The sequence below is a fragment of the Streptomyces sp. NPDC006872 genome, from assembly GCF_040635845.1.
Classification (GTDB): Bacteria; Actinomycetota; Actinomycetes; order Streptomycetales; family Streptomycetaceae; genus Streptomyces.
Genome location: NZ_JBEYIL010000009.1, coordinates 27,756 through 50,082, shown reverse-complemented (window position 1 = coordinate 50,082; position 22,327 = coordinate 27,756). Strand labels below are relative to the sequence as shown.

Sequence of the window (22,327 nt, the reverse complement as noted above, 5' to 3'; positions counted from 1 at the left end):
TCGATCTTGCGGCACATCTACCGCTGCCCGCTGCGCTGGGCGGACATGGACGCGTACGGCCACGTCAACAACGTGGTCTTCCTCCGCTACCTGGAGGAAGCCCGTATCGACTTCCTGTTCCGTCCGGAGAAGGACTTCAAGCAGGGGTCCGTGGTAGCGCGCCACGAGATCGACTACAAGCGGCAGCTCGTCCACCGGCACACGCCCGTGGACATCGAGCTGTGGGTCACGGAGATAAGGGCGGCGTCCTTCACCATCACCTACGAGGTGAAGGACGGGGACGTCGTCTATGTCCAGGCCTCCACTGTCGTGGTTCCGTTCGACTTCGAGACTCAAGCGCCGCGCCGGATCACCGCGGACGAGCGTGAGTTCCTGAACGAGTACCGGGACGACGACCAGGTCGCCGACAAGGAGGCCGTCGCCGCATGACGGTGCTCCACCTCGCCGACGAGGGGGAGGCGGCGGATCTCGCGGCCTTCCTCTCCAGGCTGCTCCACTACGACCGTGGAGCCGCGGTACGGCTGCAGGCAGCCGGCACCGCGCTCGCCGTCTTCGGCCGGCCGCCGTCCTTCGAGGTGCTCGCGATCCGCGCGGTCCGGCTGGCCAAGCCGTACGAGAACGGCCTCGACGCCATGCTGGACGTGACCGTCTCGGCGGGCGAGCTGCTGGAGTCCGTCGACGAGGGCGCTGCCACCGCCGCCGTTCCCGCGGCCGTCACCGGGCCGCCATGGGCCGGTGTGCTGCCGCCGCGCGGTGGCTGGCGGCCCGAGGCGGGGCTGCCCGCGCCGGACGCGCTGCGGGCGATGGTCGGTGCGGCCGTCGCCGAATTCCGGTCCCGTAGTGAGGAGTTGGCGGCCGAACTGCGGACCCGGGCCGAGCTCGACCGGATCGGGCGGGAGATCTGGTCCCGGACGGTCGGGGAGACCGGACTTCCCGTGCGGGCCGTGCACGCGGCCCAGTCGCTCGGCTTCCTCCGCCCCTCGGCGGGTTCGGGGGACCTGGCGCTGCTCTCGCTCGGCGGGTGGCTGCGGCTGCGCACCCCGTACGGGTCGATCGCCGTACGGCGCGCGGGCGCGGGGCTCGGGATGCCGTCCCTCAGCGTCCGTCGACAGCACCCCTGAGAGCCGACCCCGAGGGTCACAGCTGAGAGGCAGCCCCGAGGGTCACTGAGGGGTGTTCACCATCGACGCCGCCGCGTACGTCAGGTAGTTCCACAGCGTCTGCTCGTGCTCCTCGGGCAGGGCGAGCTCGTCGACCGCGTCGCGCATGTGCTTCAGCCAGGCGTCGTGCGCGGCTCGGTCCACGGCGAAGGGCGCGTGGCGCATCCGCAGGCGCGGGTGGCCGCGGTTGTCGCTGTAGGTCGTCGGGCCGCCCCAGTACTGCATGAGGAAGAGCGCGAAACGCTCCTCGGCCGGGCCCAGATCCGCCTCGGGGTACATGGGCCGCAGGATCGGGTCCTCGGCGACTCCCTGGTAGAAACGGTGGACCAGTCGGCGGAAGGTCTCCTCCCCACCGACCTGCTCGTAGAAGGTCTGCTCCTGAAGCGTGCCGCGCCGAATCTCTTTCACATCCCCCATGGTCTCAGACGGGGAGACGGAGGACCCGAGGCTTAGGACCACCGCCAGGGCTCACCCCAGGGCTTACCCCTGGGGTGAGCCCTGGGGCTCGTCCCAAGGGTCACCGTGGGGCTCGCTTCCCGGGGCCGCGCGCCGCACAGTGGAGTCATGGGCGCCCATGAAGTCGACCGGGGCGGCGAGCCGCTCGCGGGCCTCGCCGTCTCCGCGCGTGCCTCGCTGGTACGCGTGATCGAGGCGAGCGGGGCCTTCGACGCCGACCCGCGGTGGCGAGAGGCCTTCGCGAACGTCCCGCGGCATCTCTTCGTGCCGTACTACTACGTCGGAGGCGTGGGCGGCGCAAGCGGCTCCGGCGGCTACGAACGGCGCTGGGGCGAGAGCCCCGACCCGCGCACCCGGGAACGCTGGGTGCGCGGCGCGTACGAGGACGTCCCGCTGGCCACCCGGCTGCGCGACGGTGTGCTGGTCTCCTCCAGCAGCCAGCCCTCGCTGATGGCGCTGATGCTGGCCGAGCTGCGGGTCGAGGACGGGAGCCGGGTCCTGGAGATCGGCGCGGGCACGGGCTACAACGCGGCGCTGCTGTCGTACCGGCTCGGCGACGGGAACGTCACCACCGTCGATCTGGATGCGGAGATCACCGAGTCCGCCCGCCGGCATCTCGCCGCCGCCGGGTACCGGCCCACCGTCGTCACCGGGGACGGGTCGCGCGGAGTCCCCGAACGCGCCCCCTTCGACCGGATCATCGCGACCTGCACGCTGACGTCGATCCCCCGGGTCTGGCTGACCCAGTGCGTCCCCGGCGCCCTGATCCTGGCGCCGCTGGCCACCGGGCTGATCGCGCTGACCGTCCGGGACGCCGGACAGGCCGAGGGGCGCTTTCTGCACACCGCGGCCTACTTCGTGCCGCTGCGGGGGTCGCCGCCGTGCGGGTCGGAGCGGGCCGAGCCGGAGCCGGTGGCGCTCGCCGGGGTGCCGCGCCGGGCCAGGGAGAGCGAGCTGTTCCACTTCCTGCTGGCGCTGACCCGGGACACCCTCGAACCGCAGGAGGCGTTCGCCCTGTGGGAGCGCGAGGGCAGACCGGGGCGGGAGCGCTTCGGCATCACGGTCGGCGCCGAGCACGCGTGGGCCTGGCTCGACGAACCGGAGGGACCGTACGCATGGCCCCTGCCCGGTTCGTTCGACACCGGCCTGGTAGAGCCCTAGAGCCCGAGAGCACTAGGGCCGCCCTGTCAGGCCCTAGCCGCGGCGGACCGTGATCGTCGTCCAGGCGCCGACGTGCACCTGGTCGCCGTCCTGCAGCGGTACCGGGACGAACGGCTGGATCGGTTCTTCCGAGCCGTTGACCGTCGTGCCGTTCGTCGAGTTCTGGTCGACGACCGCCCAGCTGCCGTCCGGCTGCTGGACCAGCACCGCGTGCTGGTGCGAGACGCCCGGGTCCTCCGGCGGCACCGACAGGTCGATGTCGGGGGTCTCGCCCGTGGAGTGACGGCGGCGGCCGATGGTGATCTGGTTGCCGGTGAGCGCACGCTGCTGCTCGGGCGAGTACGCGGGCAGGTTCAGTCCCGCGGCCTCGGGGCCCGAGCGGTGCATCATCGCCATGAAGTACGCGCGGTCCGGGCCGATCGTCGCGGACCAGGTCGTCGGCTGCTGCGGGAACGCCGGGCCGGGCGGGGGCGGCGCCTGTGTGGTGCCGGGCTGCGGGTAGCCGTAGCCACCGCCGCCCTGGGGCCCACCGGGACCGCCGGGGCCGGTGTTCGACGGCGGGGAGAGCACCCAGTCGTCGTCACCGCCGCCGAAGGGCTGGCCGCCCTGCGGTCGGCCCGTCTCCTGCGGGTAGCCCGGCTGGGCCGGTGGACCGGACGGCTGGAAGGCCTGCGGAGCCCCCGGACCTCCGGAGCCTCCCGGACCGCCCTGGCCGCCGCCATGGCGACCGTGGCTGCCCTGACCCGGCATGCCGGGGCCGGCCGTGGGCGTGGGCCCGGGCGGCGGCGGAACCGGCCGCGAGGGGTCGCCGCCGAAGCCGGACGGACCACCCTGGCCGGAGCCGGGCGGGCCGGGCGGACGACCGCCGGGACCGGAGGGCAGGCGTCCGAAGGGGTCTGCGGAAGGCTCGCGGTTGAAGGGATCCGCGGACGGCTCACGGCCGAAGGGGTCGGCCGAAGGCTCGCGGCCGAACGGGTCGGAGGACTGTCCGGTCTGCTCCCGCCGGTAGGGGTCCTGCGGGGGACCCGACGGCGGACCTGCGAAGGGGTCCCCGGGCGGGCCGGGGGGACGGCCGCCGCCGGGACCGGACGGACCGCCGGGCCTGCCGGGTCCGCCCTGTCCACCGGGTCCGCCCGGACCCGAAGGCTCGCGGCCGAACGGCGGGGGGCCGCCTGCCCGTCCCGAGGGACCTCCCGGCTCGCCGCCGAAGGGCTGGAGCGGTTCGGCGGGACGGTTCACCTGCGACGGGCGCGAGCTCTGGTAATCGAACGAATCGCTGCCCCCGTAGGACGGAGGCGCCGGCGGGAACTGCCCACCGGGACCGCCGGGACCGCCAGGACCACCGGGGCCGCCGGGACCACCAGGTCCGCCGGGGCCGGGGGCCGGGGGGCGCGGGGCGGCCGGCATGTACGAGGTCGCCGTGTTGGTCAGGAAGTTCCACCGGCACTCCTCGCAGAACGGCGCGCCGCCCTCACGGGGCGTACGGCACTGCGGGCAGAGCTCCGGCTCGTGGTCCGGTACGGAGGACAGATGCCGTCCTCCACCGGGCTGACCGGGCTGGCCCTGGCCGGGCGGGGGCGGCGGGAAGCCGTAGCCGGCGGTGGGCGGCGGCGGGGGCGGAGGTACGGCACCGGCCATGCGGTGACCGCAGACCTCGCACCAGTCGTCGGAACCCGACTGGTGTCCGTTCGGGCAGGTCGGCATGTCGGCGCGTCCCCCTCTCTGCTTCGGTGTCCCAAAAGCTCGTTCAGGTCACTTCTTTACACGAACAGTCTTTGTGGACCGGGTCTCGAGCGTCATCTCGTCGGCGTCCGCGACCTTCGCCTTCAGTCGCACAGTACCTGTCGTGGCATCGACCACGTCCACCACCTTCGCAAGCAGTTTCGCAGTATCCGCGTTCCCCGAGACGCTCGCGAGCTGAACAGCCCGGCCCAGTTTGGCCGTTGCTCCATCCATATCGCCCGCTTTGCGCAGATCCAGCCCTTGTTGGATGACCTGTGCCAGTTCGGCCTGGCCCGTGTAGTGCGCGACCTGGGGGTTGATCGACGTCGAGGCGGCCATGTCGTCGGTCCACACGGCCCGGACGAGACCCTGCGCGCCCAGGTTCTGGACGCTGCCCTCGGGCTGCGGGATGACCAGCGAGACCCGTGCGGCCAGCATCTCCTGGCCGAGGCTCGCGGCCGGGACCTCGACGCACACGTGGTAGTCGCGGGACTCGTCGCCCCAGGAACCGGTGGGGTAGTCGCCCGCGCGCGGGCCCGCCTCGGTGCGGCGTCCGGTCAGCTCCTCGACCGTCGGCGCGACCTGCTTGACGAACTTGACGGTGGTGCCGACCGGGGTCCACAGCCGCAGGGCGACGTCCGCGACCTCCTTGCCCATCGCCGTCTCCATCATCTGCGTGAAGTCGGCGGCGAGGCCGGCCGGGTCGGCGACGATGTCGGCGGTGCCGAGCATGGCGGAGGCGATCCCTGTGACTTCTTTCACTTCCCAGTCGGTGCCCACGCCGCGGGCGTCACAGGTGAAACGTCCGGCGCAGGAGTCCAGGGCGGCCTTCAGGTCCTCCGGGGCCTCGTGCTCGTTGCGGCCGTCGGTGAGCAGGATGCCGTGCCGGATGGCGACGTCCGCCGTGGACAGCAGTCGGTCGGCCAGCCGCAGCCAGGTGCCGATCGCCGTGCCGCCGCCCGCGCTCAGCCGGCGCAGCGCCTGCTTGGCCTGCTCGCGGGTGGTCGCGTCGGCGACCGCGAGCCGGCCCCCGCCCGGGTACACCTCCTTGGCGACGTGCGTGCCGCCGATCACCGCGAAGTGCACGCCGTCGCGCAGGGTGTCGACGGCGGCGGCGGTGGCGTCGCGGGCGTTGCGCATCTTGGTCGGCGGGTAGTCCATCGAGCCGGAGCAGTCCACCATGACCGCCACCGCGGCGGACGGGCCCTCGCCCGGCGAGTAGAGGTGCGGCGCGGCGACCGCGCTGCCCACCGTGCCGCCGCCGGTGGAGGTCACCGTGACGATCGCGCTGACCTCGCGGCCGCCCTCCGGGAGGTACTCGTTCTGGTAGACGTCCACCGAGAACTGCGGCACGTTCGACTTCGAGAAATTGGCCATGCCTACTCAAATCCCCCTCGAAAACCCTACGTTCGCAGGGCGATGTCTGGATACGGGCCGGTCCCCACCGGCCCGTACGCGTGCTTCCCCGTGCTTCCGCGTGTTACGCCGTGTTGCTCCGCGTTACCCCGCGTTACCCGTGTTTCCCCGTTTTGCGGCCTCAGGCCGATCCTGCCCCCTGTACGGGGGCGGGGAACGGCACGACGGCCACTGTTACGTTGTCGTGGCCCCCGCCGTCCAGGGCGTGACCGACCAGGACGCGTGCGCTGTGCAGGGGCCGGACGGCGGCGTCCGGCGGGACGACCTCGGCCATCTCCTCGGCCGCCTCCGCGTAGTTCCACAGGCCGTCCGTGCACACCACCACCACACCCGGCCGGTCGGGTTTGAAGGACGCGGTGTGCGGCTCCAGTTCGTAGGCGTCGGCGCCGAGCCAGCCGGTGATCGCGTGGGCGCGCTCGTCGGCGTAGGCCTCCGCCTCGTTCATCAGTCCCGCGGCGACCATCTGCGCGGCCCACGAGTCGTCCTCGGTGAGCCGGGCCGCGGGCGAGCTGCGGTCCGTCGGGACCCAGTAGGCACGGCTGTCGCCCACCCAGCCGACGACCAGCAGCCCCGCTGTGACGACCGCCCCCACCAGGGTGCAGGCGGGAGCGTTCTGGTGCGGGGCGTGCTCACGGGCCGTGGCGGGCTCGGCGGCCAGCGCGTTGACCGCGTGCGACGCGGCGACGATCGCCTCGTGCATGGCCGCCTGTGGATGCGTGCCCTGCGGCAGGGCCGCCAGCAGCGCCGCGCTCGCCGCCCTCGACGCGGCGAGCGAGGCGTCGTCGGGGCGGGTCGCGGAGGACACGCCGTCGCAGACGATCGCCACGAGGGCCGGCGAGCCGTCGGGCAGGGCGGTGCAGCCGAGGCCGAAGGCGTCCTCGTTGCGGTGGTGGCGCAGGCCGCGGTCGCTGACGGCGGCCAGCGGGCCCGACTCCAGTTCCATATGGTCCCGTTCGCGCGGCTGGGCGTGCCCGCAGTTCTCGCAGTACCCGTCGTCGTCCACCCGGCCCGCACGGCAGGCCACGCACATCTTGGCGGGCTCGGCCCCCGCGGCGGCCTCGGCGGCCACGCGCGGGTCCGGCGCCTGCAGCGCGTACTCGTCGGGCTCCGGGGGGCGATCGAACCGGACACCGGTGGCGGGGGCGGCGGGGGAGACGGCGGACGGCACCGGGGCTCCGGGGGGCGGCGGGGGCGGCGCACCGGGGCCGTCCGGCGGCGGCAGGGCCGCGCCGGTGGCGCCCGGCAGGCCCGGGCCGGCGCCCGGTACGGGCGTACCGGTCATCCCCACGCCCACCCCCGTGTTCATTCCCAGCCCCTCCGGAGGAGCCGGCTGCGTCGAGCCGTTCATCGTGAGGGTCGGGTGGTCGTCCGGGCGCGGTGGCACGGCGGACAGGTCGTATCCGCAGGCGCCGCAGAAACGGTCACCCGCGTCGAGCGGCTCCGCGCAGCTCGGACACGTCGGCAGGGCGGCCTGCCGGGGCATCTGCGACATCAACTACACCCACGTCCGGGGGCGGTAACGATTGGCACGTTCCACCAGGTCGATCCTCTCCTCGCCGCCGGTCGCCAGCCGGGCCAGCGTGCGGTACGAGCGCTCCAGGCCGAAGCGCAGCCCCCGCTCGTCCAGTTCGCTGCCGAGCAGCACCCGGGCGGCCGGGCCGACGCCCTGGCCACCGGAGAGTATCCAGTCGAGGGCGCTGCCGAGGACTTCCGCGGACAACTGCTCGCGCCGCGTCGGATCCAGACCGTAGGCGTCCAACGCCTCGACCTGGGCCGCGGCGGCGGTGAGGTCCTCCAGGAAGGGTACGTCGGTGGCGAGGGCGGTCCGCTGCCGGAGCCGGGCGCGCACGGCCGCCACCCGGGCCGCCGTGTAGTGGATGGAGGACTCCGGCACCGACTCCAGGGTCCGGACGGCGCTCCGGCGGTCCCCCGCGGCGAGCTGCACGCGCGCGAGGCCGAACGCGGAGCTCACATAGCTCGGGTCGGTCGACCACACCAGGCGGTAGTACTCGGCGGCGTTGTCGAGCTGCCCCAGCACCTCCGCGCACAGGCCGAGCGCCAGCTTGGGCGCGGGTTCGCCCGGGAAGGCGTCGTAGATCGCGTCGAAGGAGAGCGCGGCGCCCTCGTGGTCGCCGGTGACCAGCGAGGCCACGCCCCGGTACCAGACCACCCGCCAGTCGTCGGGGCGTTCGTCCTCCAGGGTCTGGAGGGAGGTGAGAGCGGCCTGGTGGTCGCCGTTCTCCAGCCAGGCGCGGATCTGCCGCAGCCGGGTCTCGACGGACGGCGCCGGCGCGGCCGTGAGGGCCGTGATCAGCTCGCCGGGACCGGACGTCAACAGGCCCGCGAGGAAACCCGCGTTGGGGTCGGCGGGGTCGACGTGCGGCACGGGCAGCGCGAGGGCCGCGGCGGGCGCGGGCACGGTCTTGACGATGCCGGGGGTGGCGCCGGGCACGACGGTCGGCGAGGAGCCGGCCGACGCGACGCCGCCACCGGCACTCGGCAGTGACGGGACGGTGGCCGCACCGGCGCCCGTGCTCGGCAGCGAGGCGCCGCCCGCGAACGCGGTGGCCACGGCAGGGAGGGGAGCGGCGCCGAGCGACGGCGTGGCCGATACGCCCGTACCGCTGCCGCCGCCCGTACCGGCGAGGGCCGGCGCCGTCCCCGAACTCCCGAACAGTCGCCGGGACTTGACCGCGGCGACCCGGGAGCCCAGCCGCGACACCTCGCCGTCCAGCTTCGGGAACAGCTCGCTGTCGGTGACCTTGACCTCAGGCCCGAACAGGGTCGACAGCGCGGGCCGCGCCCGGCCGCTCTGCAGCGAGACGACCTCGCGCAGCACGCCCGTCAGCTGCTCCGCCATCTCCTGCGCGGAGGCGAATCTGCGGGCCGGATCGGGGTCGGTGGCACGGACGAGGAGCCGGTAGAAGGACTCGTACTGGCGGAAGACCTCGATGTTGTCGGGGTCGGGCAGGGAGTCGACGAAGACGGTCGTGTAGCCCTGGAAGTCGAACGTCAGGACGGCGAGCGTACGGCCCACCGTGTAGAGGTCGGAGGCGACCGAGGGGCCGACCTCGGCGACCTCCGGCCCCTGGTAGCCGACCGTGCCGTAGATGGCCGACTCGTCGTCGTCCATTCTGCGGACCGCGCCCATGTCGATCAGCTTGAGCTGGTCCTCGGTCTGGATCGCGTTGTCGACCTTGAAGTCGCAGTACAGCAGGTTGCGGCTGTGCAGATGGCCGAGCGCCTCCAGGGCCTCGATGCCGTACGCGCACGCCTGCTCCACCGGCAGCGGATCCCGCTTGCCCGCGGTGGTGCGGCGGTCGTTGGCGATCTCCTTGAGGGACTTGCCGCCGACGTACTCCATGACGATGTAGCCGTCGAGCGAGCCGGTGCGCTGGTCGAGGTGCTCGACGAAGTTATAGATCCGCACGATGTTGGAGTGCTCGATCTCCGCGAGGAAGCGCCGCTCGGAGATCGCGGCGGCCATCGCGTCCTGGTCGCCGGTGTCGAGGAGGCCCTTGAGGACCACCCACCGGTCGGAGACCGCGCGGTCCACCGCAAGGTAGACCCAGCCCAGGCCGCCGTGCGCCAGGCAGCCCGCGACCTCGTACTGGCCGTGCACGACATCGCCGGACTTCAGCTTCGGGACGAAGGAGTACGGGTTGCCGCACTTGGTGCAGAAGCCCTCCGTACGGCCCTCGCGCTCGCCGCGCGAACGGCCCACCGGCGCACCGCAGTCGGAGCGCGAGCAGAACCGCTTGCGCTCGGGCACCTCGGGGTTCTCCAGCACCATCGCGCGCGGGTCGGGACGCGGCACCTGCGGCACCGAGACCAGACCGACGCCGAGCCGGGCGCGTCCGGAGGAGCCGGCCGTCGAGCCGGAGCTGCGCACCGACACCGAGCGGCCCGTCGACCTGCCCGAGAGGGAGCGCGACAGCCGCCCGGACACCGAGCGGCGCGACTTCGACGACTGCGACGACGTCCGGGAGCTGCGCGCGCTCTGTCCGCTGGAGCGTGAACTCGCGCTGCCCGACGAGCCCTTGCCGCCGCGGGTCACCCCGGTCGGCGGGGAGCCGACCATGCCTTTCGACGACACGACCGGGGCCAGACCGCAGGTGTCGCAGTACAGCTCGCCGCCGCCCACGTCCTCGTACGAACCCTCGCAGCCCGGCCGCTGACACGACTGTCCCGCCTGACTCATGGTTACTGCTCCCCCCTACGGTCCTGAGGTCCGCCCTGGTCCGGCACGCGCGGCGCCGTGAGCAGTTCGGCGGCCGCCTGCTGGTAGCGCAGGACGGCCTGTTCGGCGACGCGCAGATCGCACGGCGCGCTCCACAGCATGCGGCGTGCCGCGTCGTAGCGCTCGATGAGGAACGGGTCCTCGGCGAGCCCGTGCCGGGCGACCTTCGCCTTGTACGCGTCGAGGCGGCCGCGCAGCTCCGCGCGGACCGCCAGCGGCTGGGTGACCTCGGTCAACGACTCGCGGGCCCGCAGCAGTTCGTCCTCCGCCTTCTCCTCCAGGGACTCCAGGAGCGGCGACAGCCGGTGCCACTGGGCGTGTCTGCGGTACTCGGCGGCCGTCGCGAGCTGCTCCTGCAGCACGGTCGGCGGGCCGCTGACCACCGGCACCTCGGTCGCGGCGATCTTCGCGAGCACCTCGCCGCGCGCGGTGCGCGCCTCGGCCAGGGTGCGGTCGGCGCGGCTGAGGATGTCCCGCAGCTTCACCAGCCGCTGCTCGGCGTCCTGGCGGACCGTCAGGACGGCGTCGATCTCCCGGCGTACGTCCTCCAGGGCGCGCGCCTCACGGTCGTACACCGTGGTGTCCGGACGGCCGCCGCCCGGAGCCGAACTGCCCTGCGTGGGCGACCAGTAGGCGAGCGGGTCCGACACGACCTGCTCGCGCAGGGCGGTCAGGGTGTGGGTGATGCGCTCCAGGTCGTCGCCCGCCGGATGCTCGCCAGGGCGGACGCCGACCGAGTGCGCGAGCCGGCGCGTGCGCTGGAGCTCCGCGGCCAGTAAATCTATCCGCGCGGGCAGCGCCGACCACACCGCGTCGGCGGCGACGACCATGTCCAGCGACGACGCGTACAGCTCGTTCATGCGGTCGACGAGGGTGCTGAGGGAGAAGCTGTGGCTGAGCTTGCCCGTGCCGTGCAGCGTCGGCGCGTGGGCGGTCGCCGCGGCCGAGCCGGCGATCGATCCCGTGACCGATCCCGCGACCGTGACGGACTCGCCGCGCAGCAGTTCCGTCAGCTCCACCAGGTCCTCGCGACTGGACCAGCGGCGGCGCGAGCGGATCTCGCGGGCGCCGCGCAGCGCGTCGGCGTACGCGTCGAAGTACGCCCACAGCAGCGTGATCGACGCCTCTGCGGACGCCCAGCGCTCCTTGGTGACGCCGGTGAGCTCGGCGCCTTCGAGGAGCCTGCGGCCCGCGTGGTCCTGCAGGGCGAGGAGCGAGGTCTCGATCGCCTCGTGCTCCGCGCCGAGCCGCGCCAGCGCACGGTCGACCTCGTCCCGGTCCATCACCGGCCCGGGAGGTCCCGTGACGCCCATCGATCACCTCTCGCTGCCGTGTCGTCCTGTGTCGGTTGTCTGCTGCCCTGCCCGGCCCGGCGGTCCGCCCGGTGTGCTGTCCGTCAGCTCGTGCGCAGGTACTGCGGCGGCGTGGGCGGCTGCGACTTCGCCGCGTCCGTGCCCAGTGTCGCGGACAGCCACTTGTTGTACGACGCCTGCCAGCCGCTCGCGCGGTACTCCACCAGGATCTGGTTGACCCGGCGTACCAGATCGCTTGCGTCCTTCTTCATCGCCACGCCGTAGTACTCGGTCGTGAACGGGGCGCCCTTGAGCTCGACCGTGGGGTCCTGGGCGGCCTGGCTGGCCGCGAGCGCGCCGTCGGTGACCACCGCGTCGACCTCGCCGAGCTGCAACCGGACCAGACAGTCGAGCTGGTTGGGGACGGTGGTGGAGATGTCGACGGTGGAGGCGAGCTTGTTCGCCTTCTTGTCGTCGGCCAGCTGGGTGTTGGCCGTCGAACCGGTCGCCGTGCAGACCTTCTTCTTCGCCAGCGTGTCGTTGTAGCCCGTGATCGTCGAGGACTTGGGGGCGAGGACCTGCTGGCCCGTCTTGAAGTACGGCGCGGAGAACGCGACTTCGTTCAGACGGGTGCACGAGATCGTCATCGTGCGCACGATCATGTCGACCCGGCCCTCCTGGACGGCCGGGATGCGCTGGTTGGTCGGGATGGCCTTGAACTGGACCGCGTTCGGGTCGCCGAGGATGTCCTGGGCGATCCGGTGGACCAGGTCGATGTCGAAGCCCTCCAGCTCCGCGCCGGTGTTGTTGGGGTCGCGGTAGCCCCAGCGGTAGCTGTTCTGGTCGACGCCGACGATCAGCTTGCGCTTCTCGCCCTGCCGGGCCTTGATCGCGGCGATCGTCGTGCCGTCCGCGGTCGACGGCGCCAGCGTCTGCTTCTCCGGGGCCGTGCAGGTGGCGTCGGCCGCCGGGCTGCCCTCGGCGGCGCCCTGGCCGCCCTGGCCCGTGCTCCCCTCGCCGTGGGACTGCGTCCACGGCAGCAGCAGCACGAACGCCAGCGCGAGGGCGCACACGGCCGCCATCGCGCCCACTCCGCCCCAGCCCTTCAGGCCGGCCCGCACCCGTCGCACACGCATCGTCACGCCTCCTCCCACCGGTCCGTTACCCGGTGCCCGCCCGTTCACCGGTACTCCGACAGCCTGCGGCCGATGCCGAGGACCGCTCCGGCGGCGCCCAGCACGGCGAGCACGGCGGCGCCGATCGACAGGCCGGTCATCGCGTCCAGACCGTCCCCGGCCGCCTGCTTGAACTCGGTCTGCTCATGCGCCAGCGCGTCCGCGAGGTTCTTGTCGACGTTGTCGAAGCACGCGCCGGTCGCGTCCTTGCCGCCGATCACCAGGGCCAGCGCCTGCTCGTAGTTGCCGTTGTCGTCCTGCGCGCGAGCGGTGGTGTGGCGCTTCTCCCACTCCGCCATGTTGCTCTCGGCCGACGCGACCGGCTTCTCGCCCGACTGGTCGTCGGCCAGCTTCGCCGCCTGCGCGAGGCCCTTGCCGAGGGTGGTCATCTCGGTGTCGAACTCGTGGTCGTACTTGTCGAGCGTGACCTCGTCGCCGTCGGCCGTCACCTTCACCGTCTCGGCGCCGCGCGCCACCAGCGTGAGGTTCTCGTTGCCGCGCGCCTTGAGGGAGGCGATCCGGGCGTCGTGCAGGACGTTCAGCGAGCGGACGCCGTGCTCGTAGGAGTCCTCGAGACCCGCGCGGGCCACGGTGTGGCCGACGACCAGCCAGAGCAGGACGACGGTGGAGGCCGCCGTCGCCGCGACCAGACCGTGGTTCAGGACGCGGTTCGTACGGCGGTAGTTGCGGGCCTGCGCCCAGGCCAGCGAGGCCAGCGCGAGGACGCCCAGCGCGATCGCCGCCCACGGGTAGGGCGTGGCGTCGCCGTAGTCCGCCTGAAGGCGCTTGTTCTCCATCTTGTAGAGATCCACGGCCGCCGGGAGCATCTCGCCCTGCATCTTCTCGTTCGCGTACCGCAGGTAGGCGCCGCCGACCGGGAAACCCTGCCGGTTGTACGTCCGCGCGCGCTCCACCAGGCCCTGGTACTCGGGCAGCAGCTTGTTCAGCTTGGTGATGGACGCCGTGGAGGACGAGCCGGGGTCGGCGTTGTTGGCCGCGGTGACGAGCTTGGCGGCGGCCGTGTCGATGTCCTCCTCGTACCGCTGCCGGGACTCCGCCGTCTCCTCGCCCCCCGCGAGGAAGCCGCTGGAGGCGGCCGTGTTGGCGTCGGCCAGCGAGCGGTAGATCTCGGCCGCGGCCGAGCTGAGCGGCTGGCTCTTGTGCAGCACGTCGTCCGCGGCGGCCGCGCGGTCGCTCGTCTGCCAGGCCGTCACGGCGCCGAAGGCGACCACGAGGAGGGCGAGGACGGCGCCGATGATGCGCAGCCGTCCGGGCTCGGTGTTCGCCGCGGCACGCGCCAGATCCACGCCCTCGGCGAATGCCGTACGGCGCGTCGGCGGTCGTGTCGTTGTTGCCGGGTTTGCCACGTTGTTGACCTCCCCCATGGTCATCTCTCGCCGCAAGTATCGCTGGCGGGAGTGACAATGCGCACCGGCCTTCACTGGATCTTGATCAGATCGCAGTCACCCCTGTTCATGAATACGCCGTGAGGGGGTGTTCGGTTCCCTGGGGGCGGCCACCCCCGGACCCCTGCTTCGGCCCCAGCCCCCCGCTTCGGCCCCGGACGGGCCTCGTCCTCAATCGCCGGACGGACCGGGGCTCTCGAAGTGAGCCCGCACTCGGTCGTGCACCCCCGCTCGCGCCCCCAGTCTGTCCAGGCCCAGCAACGCCGCTCCCAGCACGGGGCGCGCCCGTACCACCTGAGGCACCGCCTTCGGCGCTCGTGCGGCGAGCAGCTCTCGTACGCCGTCGTCCAGTTGGTCGTGGCCCGCTGCCAGGACGCCTCCGCCCAGGAGGACCGGTGTCTCCTCCTCCAGGAGTTCCAGGCGGGTCAGGGCGACCACCGCCATCGTGACCACCTCCTGCGCCAGGCGGTCGACGATCCCGCGCGCGATGCGGTCGCCGTCGGCCGCCGTTCTGAAGAGGACCGGGGCCAGTTCGTGGCGGCGGCCCGGCTCGATGTCCTCCAGGTGCAGTGACTCGATCAGGGAGTACATGGTCGGGAGGCCGAAGTGGGCCGGGAGCGTGTGGGCCAGGGTCGTGGCGTCGCCCCTGCCGTCCTCCGCGCGTGCCGCGTGCCAGATCGCCTCCTCGGCCAGGCCCCAGCCGCCTCCCCAGTCACCGGAGAGGCGGCCGAGGGCCGGGAAGCGGGCGGTGCGGCCGTCGGGGCGCATGCCCACGCAGTTGATGCCGGCGCCGCAGACGACGGCCACGCCCCGGGGTTCGGCCACGCCGGCCCGCAGGATCGCGAAGGTGTCGTTGCGGACGTCCACGGACGTGCCCCACGCGCGTGCGTGCAGGGCGGCCGCCAGCTGTTCCTCCTCCACCGGCAGGTCCGCGTTGGCCAGGCACGCCGAGACATGGGTCGCGGCGGTGACCCCGGCTGCCCGGTACGCGCGCGTGACGGTGTCCGCCAGCGCGTCCACCGCCGTCTCCACGCCCACCACGGGCGGGCGGAAGCCGCCGCCGCGGGCCGTGCCGAGGACCTCTCCGTCGGCCGCCACGACGGCGACGTCCGTCTTGCTGTTGCCCGCGTCGATGGCGAGAACGCTTGCCGTCAGGCCCACGCGAGATGCTCCCGGTTGTGTGCGATCAGTCGGTCGGTCAGCTGTTCGGCGTACTCGTACTGGCCGATCAGGGGGTGCGCGAGGAGGGCCTTGAACACCCGGTCGCGGCCGCCGTGCAGGGCAGCCGAGAGGGCCAGGTCCTCGTAGGCCGTCACGTTCGCCATCAGGCCCTGGTAGAGGGGGTCGAGGGACGGTACGGGCAGCGGGGACGGGCCCTTCTGGCCCACCGCCGCCTGGACCTCGATCACCGCGTCGTCCGGGAGGAAGGGGAGCGTGCCGTTGTTGAGGGTGTTCACCACCTGGTACGGGCTGCCCGAGCCGGTCAGCAGCGCCGCCGCCAGGTCCACCGCGGCCTCCGAGTAGAACGCGCCGCCGCGCTTGGCGAGCAGCTCCGGCTTCTCGTCGAGCGCCGGGTCGGCGTAGAGCGCCAGCAACTCGCGTTCCATCGCCGCCACTTCGGCCGCCCTGGACGGCTTGGCGCGCAGTTCCCGTACGACCTCGTCGTGCGCGTAGTAGTAGCGCAGGTAGTAGGACGGGACCACGCCCAGGCGCTCCAGGAGCGGGCGGGGCAGGCGCAGGTCGGCGGCGATCGCGTCGGCGTGGTCGGTCAGGAGGCCCGGCAGGACGTCGTCGCCCTCGGGGCCGCCCAGCCGCACCCCTGTCTCCCAGGTGAGGTGGTTGAGGCCCACGTGGTCCAGGTGCAGGTCGGCCGGGTCGACGTCGAGCAGCGCGGCGAACTTGCGTTGCAGCCCGATCGCCACGTTGCACAGGCCGACCGCCTTGTGGCCCTCCTTCAGCAGGGCGCGGGTGACGATGCCGACCGGGTTGGTGAAGTCGATGATCCAGGCGTGCGGGTTGGTGCGGCGCACGCGTTCGGCGATGTCCAGGACCAGCGGGACCGTGCGCAGCGCCTTCGCCAGGCCGCCCGCGCCGGTTGTCTCCTGTCCGACGCAGCCGCACTCCAGCGGCCAGGTCTCGTCCTGCTCGCGCGCCGCCTGGCCGCCGACCCGCAGCTGGAGCAGGACGGCGTCGGCGCCCTCCACCCCCGCGTCCAGGTCGGAGGTGGTGACGACCCGGCCGGGGTGGCCCTGCCGGGCGAGGATGCGGCGGGCCAGACCGCCGACCAGCTCCAGGCGTTCGGCCGCCGGGTCGACGAGGACCAGCTCCTCCACGGGGAGGGTGTCCCTCAGACGTGCGAAGCCGTCGACGAGTTCGGGGGTGTAGGTCGAGCCTCCGCCTACCACGGTGAGTTTCATACGAGGTTCAACCCTTCACTCCGGTCAGGGTGACGCCCTCGACGAACGCCTTCTGAGCGAAGAAGAACACGAGGATCACCGGGGCCATGACGAGAACGGTGGCCGCCATGGTGAGATTCCAGTCGGTGTGGTGCGCGCCCTTGAAGGACTCCAGGCCGTAGGACAGCGTCCAGGCGGCCGGGTTCTCCGAGGTGTAGATCTGGGGGCCGAAGTAGTCGTTCCAGGCGTTGAAGAACTGGAAGAGGGCCACTGCGGCGATGCCCGGCTTCGCCATCGGGAGTACGACCTTCAGGAGGGTGCGCAGGTCGCCGCAACCGTCCACCTTCGCCGCGTCCAGGTATTCGTTCGGGATCGTCATCAGGAACTGGCGCAGGAGGAAGATCGAGAACGCATCGCCGAACGCCAGCGGGATGATCATTGGCCACAGGGTGCCCGAGAGGTCCAGCTGCTTCGCCCAGAACAGGTACATCGGGATGACGACCACCTGGGGGGGCAGCATCATCATCGAGATCACCAGCATCAGGGTGAGGTTGCGGCCCCGGAAGCGGAACTTGGCGAGGGCGTACGCCACGGGCATCGACGACACGACCACCAGGACGGTGCCGAGGCCGGCGTAGACGAGCGTGTTCTTCCACCAGGTGAGGAAGCCCGGGGTGTCGAAGACCTTCTTGTAGTTGGCCCATTCCCAGGTGTGCGGGATCAGATCCCGGCTGAGGGCCTGGGAGTCGCTCATCAGCGAGGTGAGGAACACGAAGACGAACGGGAGCGTGAAGAACAGGGCCGCCGCCACACCGAGGGAGTGGACCGCGATCCATTCCAGGAGCGCCTTGCGGCGGGCCGTGCGCTCGGCGGGCGAGGCGGGGACCTTCGACTCCACCGGCCGTTCCAGTACTTGGGCCATGTCTTGGGCCACGTCCTGAGCCATGTCAGTCACCTGCCTGGATGAGACCGCCCCGGCGCCGCATCAACAGCGCGGTGAACGCCATCGACAGGGCGAACAGGACCAGGGCGACGACACAGGCGGAGCCGTAGTCGAAGCGCTGGAAGCCGAGGTTGTAGACGAGTTGGGGGAGGGTGAGCGTGGAGTGCTCGGGGTAGCCGGGCTGGAACATGGTGCCCGCGCCCTGGATCACGCCCGAGGCGACCTTTCCGGCGACCAGGGGCTGTGTGTAGCACTGCATGGCCGCGATCACGCCGGTGACGACGGCGAACATGATGATCGGCGAGATGTTGGGCAGGGTGACGAACCGGAACCGCTGCCACGCCGACGCGCCGTCCAGCTCCGCCGCCTCGTACTGCTCCCTCGGTACGTCGAGCAGCGCGGCCATGAAGATGACCATCAGGTCGCCGACGCCCCACAGGAACATCAGGGTGAGGGCCGGCTTGGACCAGTTCGGGTCGTTGAACCAGCCCGGGGCCGGGATGCCGATCTTCTCCAGGATCGAGTTGACCGGTCCCGTACCGGGGTTGAGGAGGAACGCGAACGCCATCGTCGCGGCCACCGGCGGGGCGAGGTAGGGCAGGTAGAAGAGGGTGCGGAAGACACCCGTACCCGTCTTGATCTTCGTGATGAGCATGCCGATCCCGAGTCCGAACAGGACACGCAGGGTCACCATGATCACGACCAGCCAGAGCGTGTTGCGCAGCGCGGGCCAGAAGAAGGGGTAGGACTCGAAGACGTACGTCCAGTTCTTCGTCCCGACCCAGGTCGGCGGCTTGAAGCCGTCGTAGTGCATGAACGAGAAGTAGACCGTCGAGATCATCGGGTACGCGAAGAAGACCGAGAAACCGATCAGCCAGGGCGAGAGGAAGGCGAGGGTGCGCAGCCTCGAACGCCGGTGCTTCGCCCGCAGTGTGTGGGTGGCGGCCATGGCTACTTCGCCTGCGCGATGTCCGTGTCGATCTGCGCCGCCGCCTTCTTCAGGCCCGCCTGCAGGTCGGTGACCTTGCCGCTCTCGTAGTCGTAGCCGAGCTCCTGGATGGTGGTGAGGTAGACGCCGCCGTTGACCGAGGCCGGCGAGGTGGTCGAGTTGGGGTCCGCGGCGATGTCGAGGAACGTCTTGAAGCGCGGGTCGTACTTCAGCTTCGGGGACTTCAGCGCCGCGAGCGTCGAGGGCACGTTGTGGATCGCGTTGGAGAAGCCGACCACCGCGTCCGTGTCCGTGGTGATGTACTTGACCAGTTCCCAGGCCGCGTTCTGCTTCTGGCTGGTGGCGGCGATGCCCGTGATGGTGCCGGTGATGTAGCCCTTGCCGTACTGGTCGGCCTGGTCGTCGGGGACGGGCAGCGGGGCGACGCCGATCTCGAAGTCGGGCTTCGCCTCCTCGGCCATGCCCAGGCGCCACTCGCCGTCCAGCTGCATGGCCACCTGGCCGGTCTGGAAGGGGTGCTTGGGGCCCCACTCGTCACCGAGGCCGGAGCGGAACTTCTCCAGCTTCTGGAAGCCGCCGAGGTCGTCGACAAGCTTCTTCTGCAGGGTCATGGCGTCGGCGACGGCCGGGTCGGTGGCGATCGTCGACTTGCCGCTCTTGTCGAAGTACGTCGGCCCGAACTGGCCCATGTAGTGCTCGGTGGTCGTCTCCCAGCCGTGGTAGTTCGGCATGAAGCCGAGCTGGGAGTAGGTGTCGCCCTTGGCGACGGTCAGCTTCTTGGCATCGGCCGCGAACTCGGACCAGGTCTTGGGCGGACTGGTGATGCCGGCCTTCTCGAAGGCGGTCTTGTTGTAGTAGAGGCCGTAGGCGTCGCCGAGGAGCGGGGCGGCGCAGCGGGTGCCGTCGTACTGGGTGTACTCGCTCATCGCCTTCGGGAAGGTGGTCGCCGGGTCGATGCCCGACTTCTCGAAGAGCGGGCCCAGGTCGACCAGCGCGCCCGACGAGCAGAACTTCCCGACGCCGTTGGTGGTGAACGACGAGATCACGTCGGGCGCCTTGCTGCCGCCCGCGCGCAGCGCCTGGTTCATCTTGTCGTCGGTCATGTTGCCGACGACGTTCACATGGATGTTGGGGTGCGCCTTCTCGAAGCCGGCGACCAGGGCCTTGACGGCCTTCACCTCGTTCGGCGCGCTCCAGGCGTGCCAGAAGGTGATCGTCTGCTCCTTCGACGCGTCGTCGTCCGTCCCGGTCGCGGACTGGCCGGTACAGGCGGTGGTGCTGAGCAGGAGAGCGGTGGAGGCGGTGAGGGCGAAAGCCGCCTTTCGGACGACTTCGGGAATGCGTGTGGGCATGGCGGAGCCTTCCATGAACAGGGCAGGGAGAGGTGAGGTGAGGTGAAGGGGTCTATGAGCAGGAGAAGAGGTCTGCGGAGGGGCGCGGGCTAGCGCGAGGTGTCGAAGACCTCGTCGCGGGTGGCCGCCAGCGCGCTCTCCAGCGCGCCGCGCAGCACGGGCCGTTCGGTGACGTCGCCCATGACCAGCTTCGGCCGGGACGCGGCCAGCTCCTCCAGTTCGGCCTGGACGAGGGTGCGCAGCACCTCGCCGCCGGCCGTCAGGGAGGCGCCGCTGAGGACGACGAGTTCGGGGTCGAGCACGGAGACGAGCGAGGCGAGACCGGTCGCGAGCCGGGTCGCGTACGTCTGGAGCAGCAGCCGGTTCAGGACGGTGTCCTCGGCGGCGGCCCGCGCCACGAGCGCGGCGGCGACCTCGGCGTACGGTCCCGAGGGGATCTGGCTGATGCCGAGTTCCCGGGCGAGCCGGGGGACGGCCTGGGAGCCCGCGAGCTCCTGGTAGCCGCCACTGTTGGCCTTCGTCACCTGTCGGACCAGGGGCGCGCCCGGAACCGGCAGGAAACCTACCTCTCCCGCGCCGCCGGTCCAGCCGCGGTGCAGCCGGCCGCCGAGGACGAGGGCGGCGCCGAGGCCGCCTTCGTTCCACAGCAGGACGAAGTCCTCGTGGTCGCGGGCCGCGCCCAGCCGTTGTTCGGCGACGGCGGCGAGGTTGACGTCGTTCTCGTACTCCACCGGCATCGGCAGGGCTGCGGCGAGTTCGTCGAGCAGCGCGGGGGAGTGCCAGCCGGGCAGGTGGGAGGCGTAGCGCAGTCGGCCGGTGGTGGGGTCGAAGGCGCCGGGGGTGGCGACGACGAGCCGCCGCACGTCGTCCCGGGTGAGGCCGGCGGCCTTCACCGCGCCGTCGAGGGCGCCGGTGACCTGCCGTACGACGGCCTCGGCGGTCTTTCTGCCGGGGGTGGGCACCTCGTACGTGCCCAGGGTCCGGCCGGTGACGTCGGCGACGGCGGCGAGGACGCGTTCGGGGGTGACGTCGAGTCCGGCGGCGTAGGCGGCGGCCGGGTTGACCTCGTAGAGCTGGGCGTTGGGGCCGGGTCGCCCCTCGGTGGTGCCGGTGGCCAGGACCAGCCCGGCTGCTTCGAGGCGGGCCAGGAGCTGGGAGGCGGTGGGCTTCGACAGGCCGGTGAGCTTGCCGATGCGGGTGCGGGACAGGGGGCCGTGCGCCAGCAGGAGGTCGAGCGCGGCGCGGTCGTTCATGGCGCGCAGGACGCGCGGGGTGCCCGGCGTACCGGCGGTTCCTGCCATGGGATCGACACCTGCCTTTCTGAACTGCCCAGCTTTTCAGTGACGCCGTGTGCAAGTCCACATCGGGCTACTGTTAGGAAAGTTTCCTATCGGTGGAAGGGAAGGTAAACCCGCCACGAAGAGGGCGTCAAGACACGAAAACGGAAACCGCCCCCGAGGCAACAGAGTCGTTACCTCGGGGGCGGTACGGGGGCGGCGGGCGTTACACAGGGGGCTCGGCAGGCCTTCGCGGGCCTTCGCGGGCCTACTTCGCGGGAGGCGTGGCCGCCGCGCGCTGCGGAGTGATCGGGGCGGCGGCCGCCGCCTGCGGGGAGTCCGCGTTGGAGAAGACGGACGGAGCTGCGACCGAGGCCGTCGGGTCGACCAGGTCCTGGGTGGCGGTGGCGGTCTCGCCGCCGACGATGCGGATGTCGGCCGCGTCGAAGGCGCGCTTGACGCGCCAGCGCAGCTCGCGCTCGACCGACAGCGCCTTGCCCGGCATCGTCTTCGCGGAGACGCGGACCACCATCGAGTCGAGCAGGACGCTGTCCAGGCCGAGGACCTCGATCGGGCTCCACAGGAGCTCGTTCCAGGGCTCTTCCTTGCTCATCTTCTCGGCGACCTCGTCCAGCGTGGCCTTGACCCGGTCCAGATCCTCGGACGACTTGACGGTCACGTCGACGCCGGCCGTCGCCCAGCCCTGCGAGAGGTTGCCGATCCGCTTGACCTCGCCGTTGCGGACGTACCAGATCTCACCGTTGTCGCCGCGCAGCTTGGTCACCCGCAGTCCCACCTCGATGACCTCGCCGGAGGCCACGCCCGCGTCGATCTGGTCGCCGACGCCGTACTGGTCCTCCAGGATCATGAACACGCCGGAGAGGAAGTCCGTGACCAGGTTGCGCGCGCCGAAACCGATCGCGACGCCCGCGACACCGGCGGAGGCCAGCAGCGGGGCCAGGTTGATCTCGAAGGTGGCCAGCACCATCAGGGCGGCCGTGCCGAGGATCAGGAAGCTGGCCACCGAGCGCAGCACCGAGCCGATCGCCTGCGAGCGCTGACGGCGTCGCTCGTTGTTGACCAGCAGCCCGCCCAGTGCCGTGCCGTCCACCGACTCCACGGTCCGGTTCATCCGGTCGATCAGCTTGGTGATCGACCGCTTCACCACCACTCTCAGCACCACCGCGATCACCAGGATCAGCAGCACCCGCAGCCCGATCGCCAGCCAGGTCGACCAGTTCTCCTCGACCCAGCTGGCAGCGTTCGTCGCGCTCTCCTGGGCGTCCTGGAGGGACGGGACGGTCACCGCGGTCGGCGACTCCGAGGGAGTCGGCGTGGGCGACGCGTCGGCGGCCAGTAGGACGGCGGGCAAGGACACGGCA

The 22,327-nt window shown here is 71.8% G+C and carries 18 protein-coding genes; 3 read left to right on the top strand and 15 right to left on the bottom strand.

Annotated elements, in window-relative coordinates; all coding sequences use genetic code 11:
* Window positions 1-6: 6 nt before the first annotated feature.
* Complete coding sequence (locus ABZ725_RS26145) at window positions 7-429, top strand: thioesterase family protein (protein ID WP_351906377.1); 423 nt, start codon at window positions 7-9, stop codon at window positions 427-429.
* Entirely contained in the window at window positions 426-1,121 is a 696-nt protein-coding gene (locus ABZ725_RS26140; protein WP_358805009.1) for a hypothetical protein, read from the top strand. Before ABZ725_RS26145 ends, ABZ725_RS26140 begins: the two co-directional genes overlap by 4 nt.
* 42 nt (window positions 1,122-1,163) lie before the next feature.
* On the opposite strand, the gene ABZ725_RS26135 is transcribed toward ABZ725_RS26140, so the two are convergent.
* Window positions 1,164-1,577 (bottom strand): globin, encoded by a 414-nt coding sequence (locus ABZ725_RS26135; RefSeq protein ID WP_358805008.1) that lies wholly within the window; start codon window positions 1,575-1,577, stop codon window positions 1,164-1,166.
* A 147-nt stretch (window positions 1,578-1,724) separates the two neighbouring features.
* Between ABZ725_RS26135 and ABZ725_RS26130 the strand changes: the two genes are divergently transcribed.
* Window positions 1,725-2,777 (top strand): methyltransferase domain-containing protein, encoded by a 1,053-nt coding sequence (locus ABZ725_RS26130; RefSeq protein ID WP_358805007.1) that lies wholly within the window; start codon window positions 1,725-1,727, stop codon window positions 2,775-2,777.
* A 33-nt stretch (window positions 2,778-2,810) separates the two neighbouring features.
* On the opposite strand, the gene ABZ725_RS26125 is transcribed toward ABZ725_RS26130, so the two are convergent.
* From ABZ725_RS26125 to ABZ725_RS26060, 14 genes are all read right to left on the bottom strand, one after another.
* Window positions 2,811-4,481 (bottom strand): FHA domain-containing protein, encoded by a 1,671-nt coding sequence (locus tag ABZ725_RS26125; RefSeq protein ID WP_358805006.1) that lies wholly within the window; start codon window positions 4,479-4,481, stop codon window positions 2,811-2,813.
* A gap of 48 nt (window positions 4,482-4,529) precedes the next feature.
* Window positions 4,530-5,876 carry a VWA domain-containing protein gene (locus ABZ725_RS26120; protein ID WP_351906362.1) on the bottom strand — a complete coding sequence of 449 codons (1,347 nt, stop codon included), beginning with the start codon at window positions 5,874-5,876 and terminating at the stop codon, window positions 4,530-4,532.
* A gap of 160 nt (window positions 5,877-6,036) precedes the next feature.
* Window positions 6,037-7,410 (bottom strand): PP2C family serine/threonine-protein phosphatase, encoded by a 1,374-nt coding sequence (locus ABZ725_RS26115; RefSeq protein ID WP_358805005.1) that lies wholly within the window; start codon window positions 7,408-7,410, stop codon window positions 6,037-6,039.
* On the bottom strand, window positions 7,411-10,116 hold the full coding sequence (locus tag ABZ725_RS26110; RefSeq protein WP_358805004.1) for a tetratricopeptide repeat protein: 2,706 nt from the start codon (window positions 10,114-10,116) through the stop codon (window positions 7,411-7,413).
* Between the two features lie 2 nt (window positions 10,117-10,118).
* The gene (locus ABZ725_RS26105) at window positions 10,119-11,468 is read right to left on the bottom strand and encodes a hypothetical protein (protein ID WP_358805003.1); all 1,350 of its coding nucleotides are present in this window, start codon (window positions 11,466-11,468) and stop codon (window positions 10,119-10,121) included.
* An 83-nt stretch (window positions 11,469-11,551) separates the two neighbouring features.
* A complete protein-coding gene (locus tag ABZ725_RS26100; RefSeq protein ID WP_358805002.1) occupies window positions 11,552-12,583 on the bottom strand; it encodes a glutamate ABC transporter substrate-binding protein in 1,032 nt (343 codons plus the stop codon).
* Between the two features lie 44 nt (window positions 12,584-12,627).
* Window positions 12,628-13,989: a hypothetical protein gene (locus ABZ725_RS26095; protein WP_358805001.1), complete on the bottom strand. Its 1,362-nt coding sequence runs from the start codon at window positions 13,987-13,989 to the stop codon at window positions 12,628-12,630.
* 210 nt (window positions 13,990-14,199) lie between these two features.
* Window positions 14,200-15,189: a BadF/BadG/BcrA/BcrD ATPase family protein gene (locus ABZ725_RS26090; protein WP_358805000.1), complete on the bottom strand. Its 990-nt coding sequence runs from the start codon at window positions 15,187-15,189 to the stop codon at window positions 14,200-14,202.
* Window positions 15,180-16,445, bottom strand: coding sequence for a 6-phospho-beta-glucosidase (locus tag ABZ725_RS26085; RefSeq protein WP_358804999.1), 1,266 nt, complete (start codon window positions 16,443-16,445; stop codon window positions 15,180-15,182). The genes ABZ725_RS26090 and ABZ725_RS26085 overlap by 10 nt, the downstream gene beginning before the upstream one ends.
* A 7-nt stretch (window positions 16,446-16,452) precedes the next feature.
* Window positions 16,453-17,346, bottom strand: a complete 894-nt coding sequence (locus ABZ725_RS26080) for a carbohydrate ABC transporter permease (RefSeq protein WP_358805296.1) — start codon at window positions 17,344-17,346, stop codon at window positions 16,453-16,455.
* A gap of 25 nt (window positions 17,347-17,371) precedes the next feature.
* The gene (locus ABZ725_RS26075) at window positions 17,372-18,316 is read right to left on the bottom strand and encodes a sugar ABC transporter permease (protein ID WP_358804998.1); all 945 of its coding nucleotides are present in this window, start codon (window positions 18,314-18,316) and stop codon (window positions 17,372-17,374) included.
* A gap of 2 nt (window positions 18,317-18,318) precedes the next feature.
* A complete protein-coding gene (locus ABZ725_RS26070) occupies window positions 18,319-19,668 on the bottom strand; it encodes an ABC transporter substrate-binding protein (protein WP_351906335.1) in 1,350 nt (449 codons plus the stop codon).
* Between the two features lie 89 nt (window positions 19,669-19,757).
* Complete coding sequence (locus ABZ725_RS26065; RefSeq protein ID WP_358804997.1) at window positions 19,758-20,969, bottom strand: ROK family transcriptional regulator; 1,212 nt, start codon at window positions 20,967-20,969, stop codon at window positions 19,758-19,760.
* A gap of 244 nt (window positions 20,970-21,213) precedes the next feature.
* Window positions 21,214-22,323, bottom strand: coding sequence for a mechanosensitive ion channel family protein (locus tag ABZ725_RS26060; RefSeq protein ID WP_358804996.1), 1,110 nt, complete (start codon window positions 22,321-22,323; stop codon window positions 21,214-21,216).
* Between the last annotated feature and the right edge of the window lie 4 nt (window positions 22,324-22,327).

Excerpts from the sequence above, each read along its gene's own strand:
- ABZ725_RS26130 (WP_358805007.1), top strand. The coding sequence starts at position 1,725 with ATGGGCGCCCATGAAGTCGACCGGGGCGGCGAGCCGCTCGCGGGCCTC.
- ABZ725_RS26110 (WP_358805004.1), bottom strand. The coding sequence starts at position 10,116 with ATGAGTCAGGCGGGACAGTCGTGTCAGCGGCCGGGCTGCGAGGGTTCG.
- ABZ725_RS26065 (WP_358804997.1), bottom strand. The coding sequence starts at position 20,969 with ATGGCAGGAACCGCCGGTACGCCGGGCACCCCGCGCGTCCTGCGCGCC.
- ABZ725_RS26135 (WP_358805008.1), bottom strand. The coding sequence starts at position 1,577 with ATGGGGGATGTGAAAGAGATTCGGCGCGGCACGCTTCAGGAGCAGACC.
- ABZ725_RS26085 (WP_358804999.1), bottom strand. The coding sequence starts at position 16,445 with ATGAAACTCACCGTGGTAGGCGGAGGCTCGACCTACACCCCCGAACTC.
- ABZ725_RS26080 (WP_358805296.1), bottom strand. The coding sequence starts at position 17,346 with ATGGCCCAAGTACTGGAACGGCCGGTGGAGTCGAAGGTCCCCGCCTCG.
- ABZ725_RS26105 (WP_358805003.1), bottom strand. The coding sequence starts at position 11,468 with ATGGGCGTCACGGGACCTCCCGGGCCGGTGATGGACCGGGACGAGGTC.
- ABZ725_RS26125 (WP_358805006.1), bottom strand. The coding sequence starts at position 4,481 with ATGCCGACCTGCCCGAACGGACACCAGTCGGGTTCCGACGACTGGTGC.
- ABZ725_RS26075 (WP_358804998.1), bottom strand. The coding sequence starts at position 18,316 with ATGGCCGCCACCCACACACTGCGGGCGAAGCACCGGCGTTCGAGGCTG.
- ABZ725_RS26070 (WP_351906335.1), bottom strand. The coding sequence starts at position 19,668 with ATGCCCACACGCATTCCCGAAGTCGTCCGAAAGGCGGCTTTCGCCCTC.
- ABZ725_RS26120 (WP_351906362.1), bottom strand. The coding sequence starts at position 5,876 with ATGGCCAATTTCTCGAAGTCGAACGTGCCGCAGTTCTCGGTGGACGTC.
- ABZ725_RS26140 (WP_358805009.1), top strand. The coding sequence starts at position 426 with ATGACGGTGCTCCACCTCGCCGACGAGGGGGAGGCGGCGGATCTCGCG.
- ABZ725_RS26100 (WP_358805002.1), bottom strand. The coding sequence starts at position 12,583 with ATGCGTGTGCGACGGGTGCGGGCCGGCCTGAAGGGCTGGGGCGGAGTG.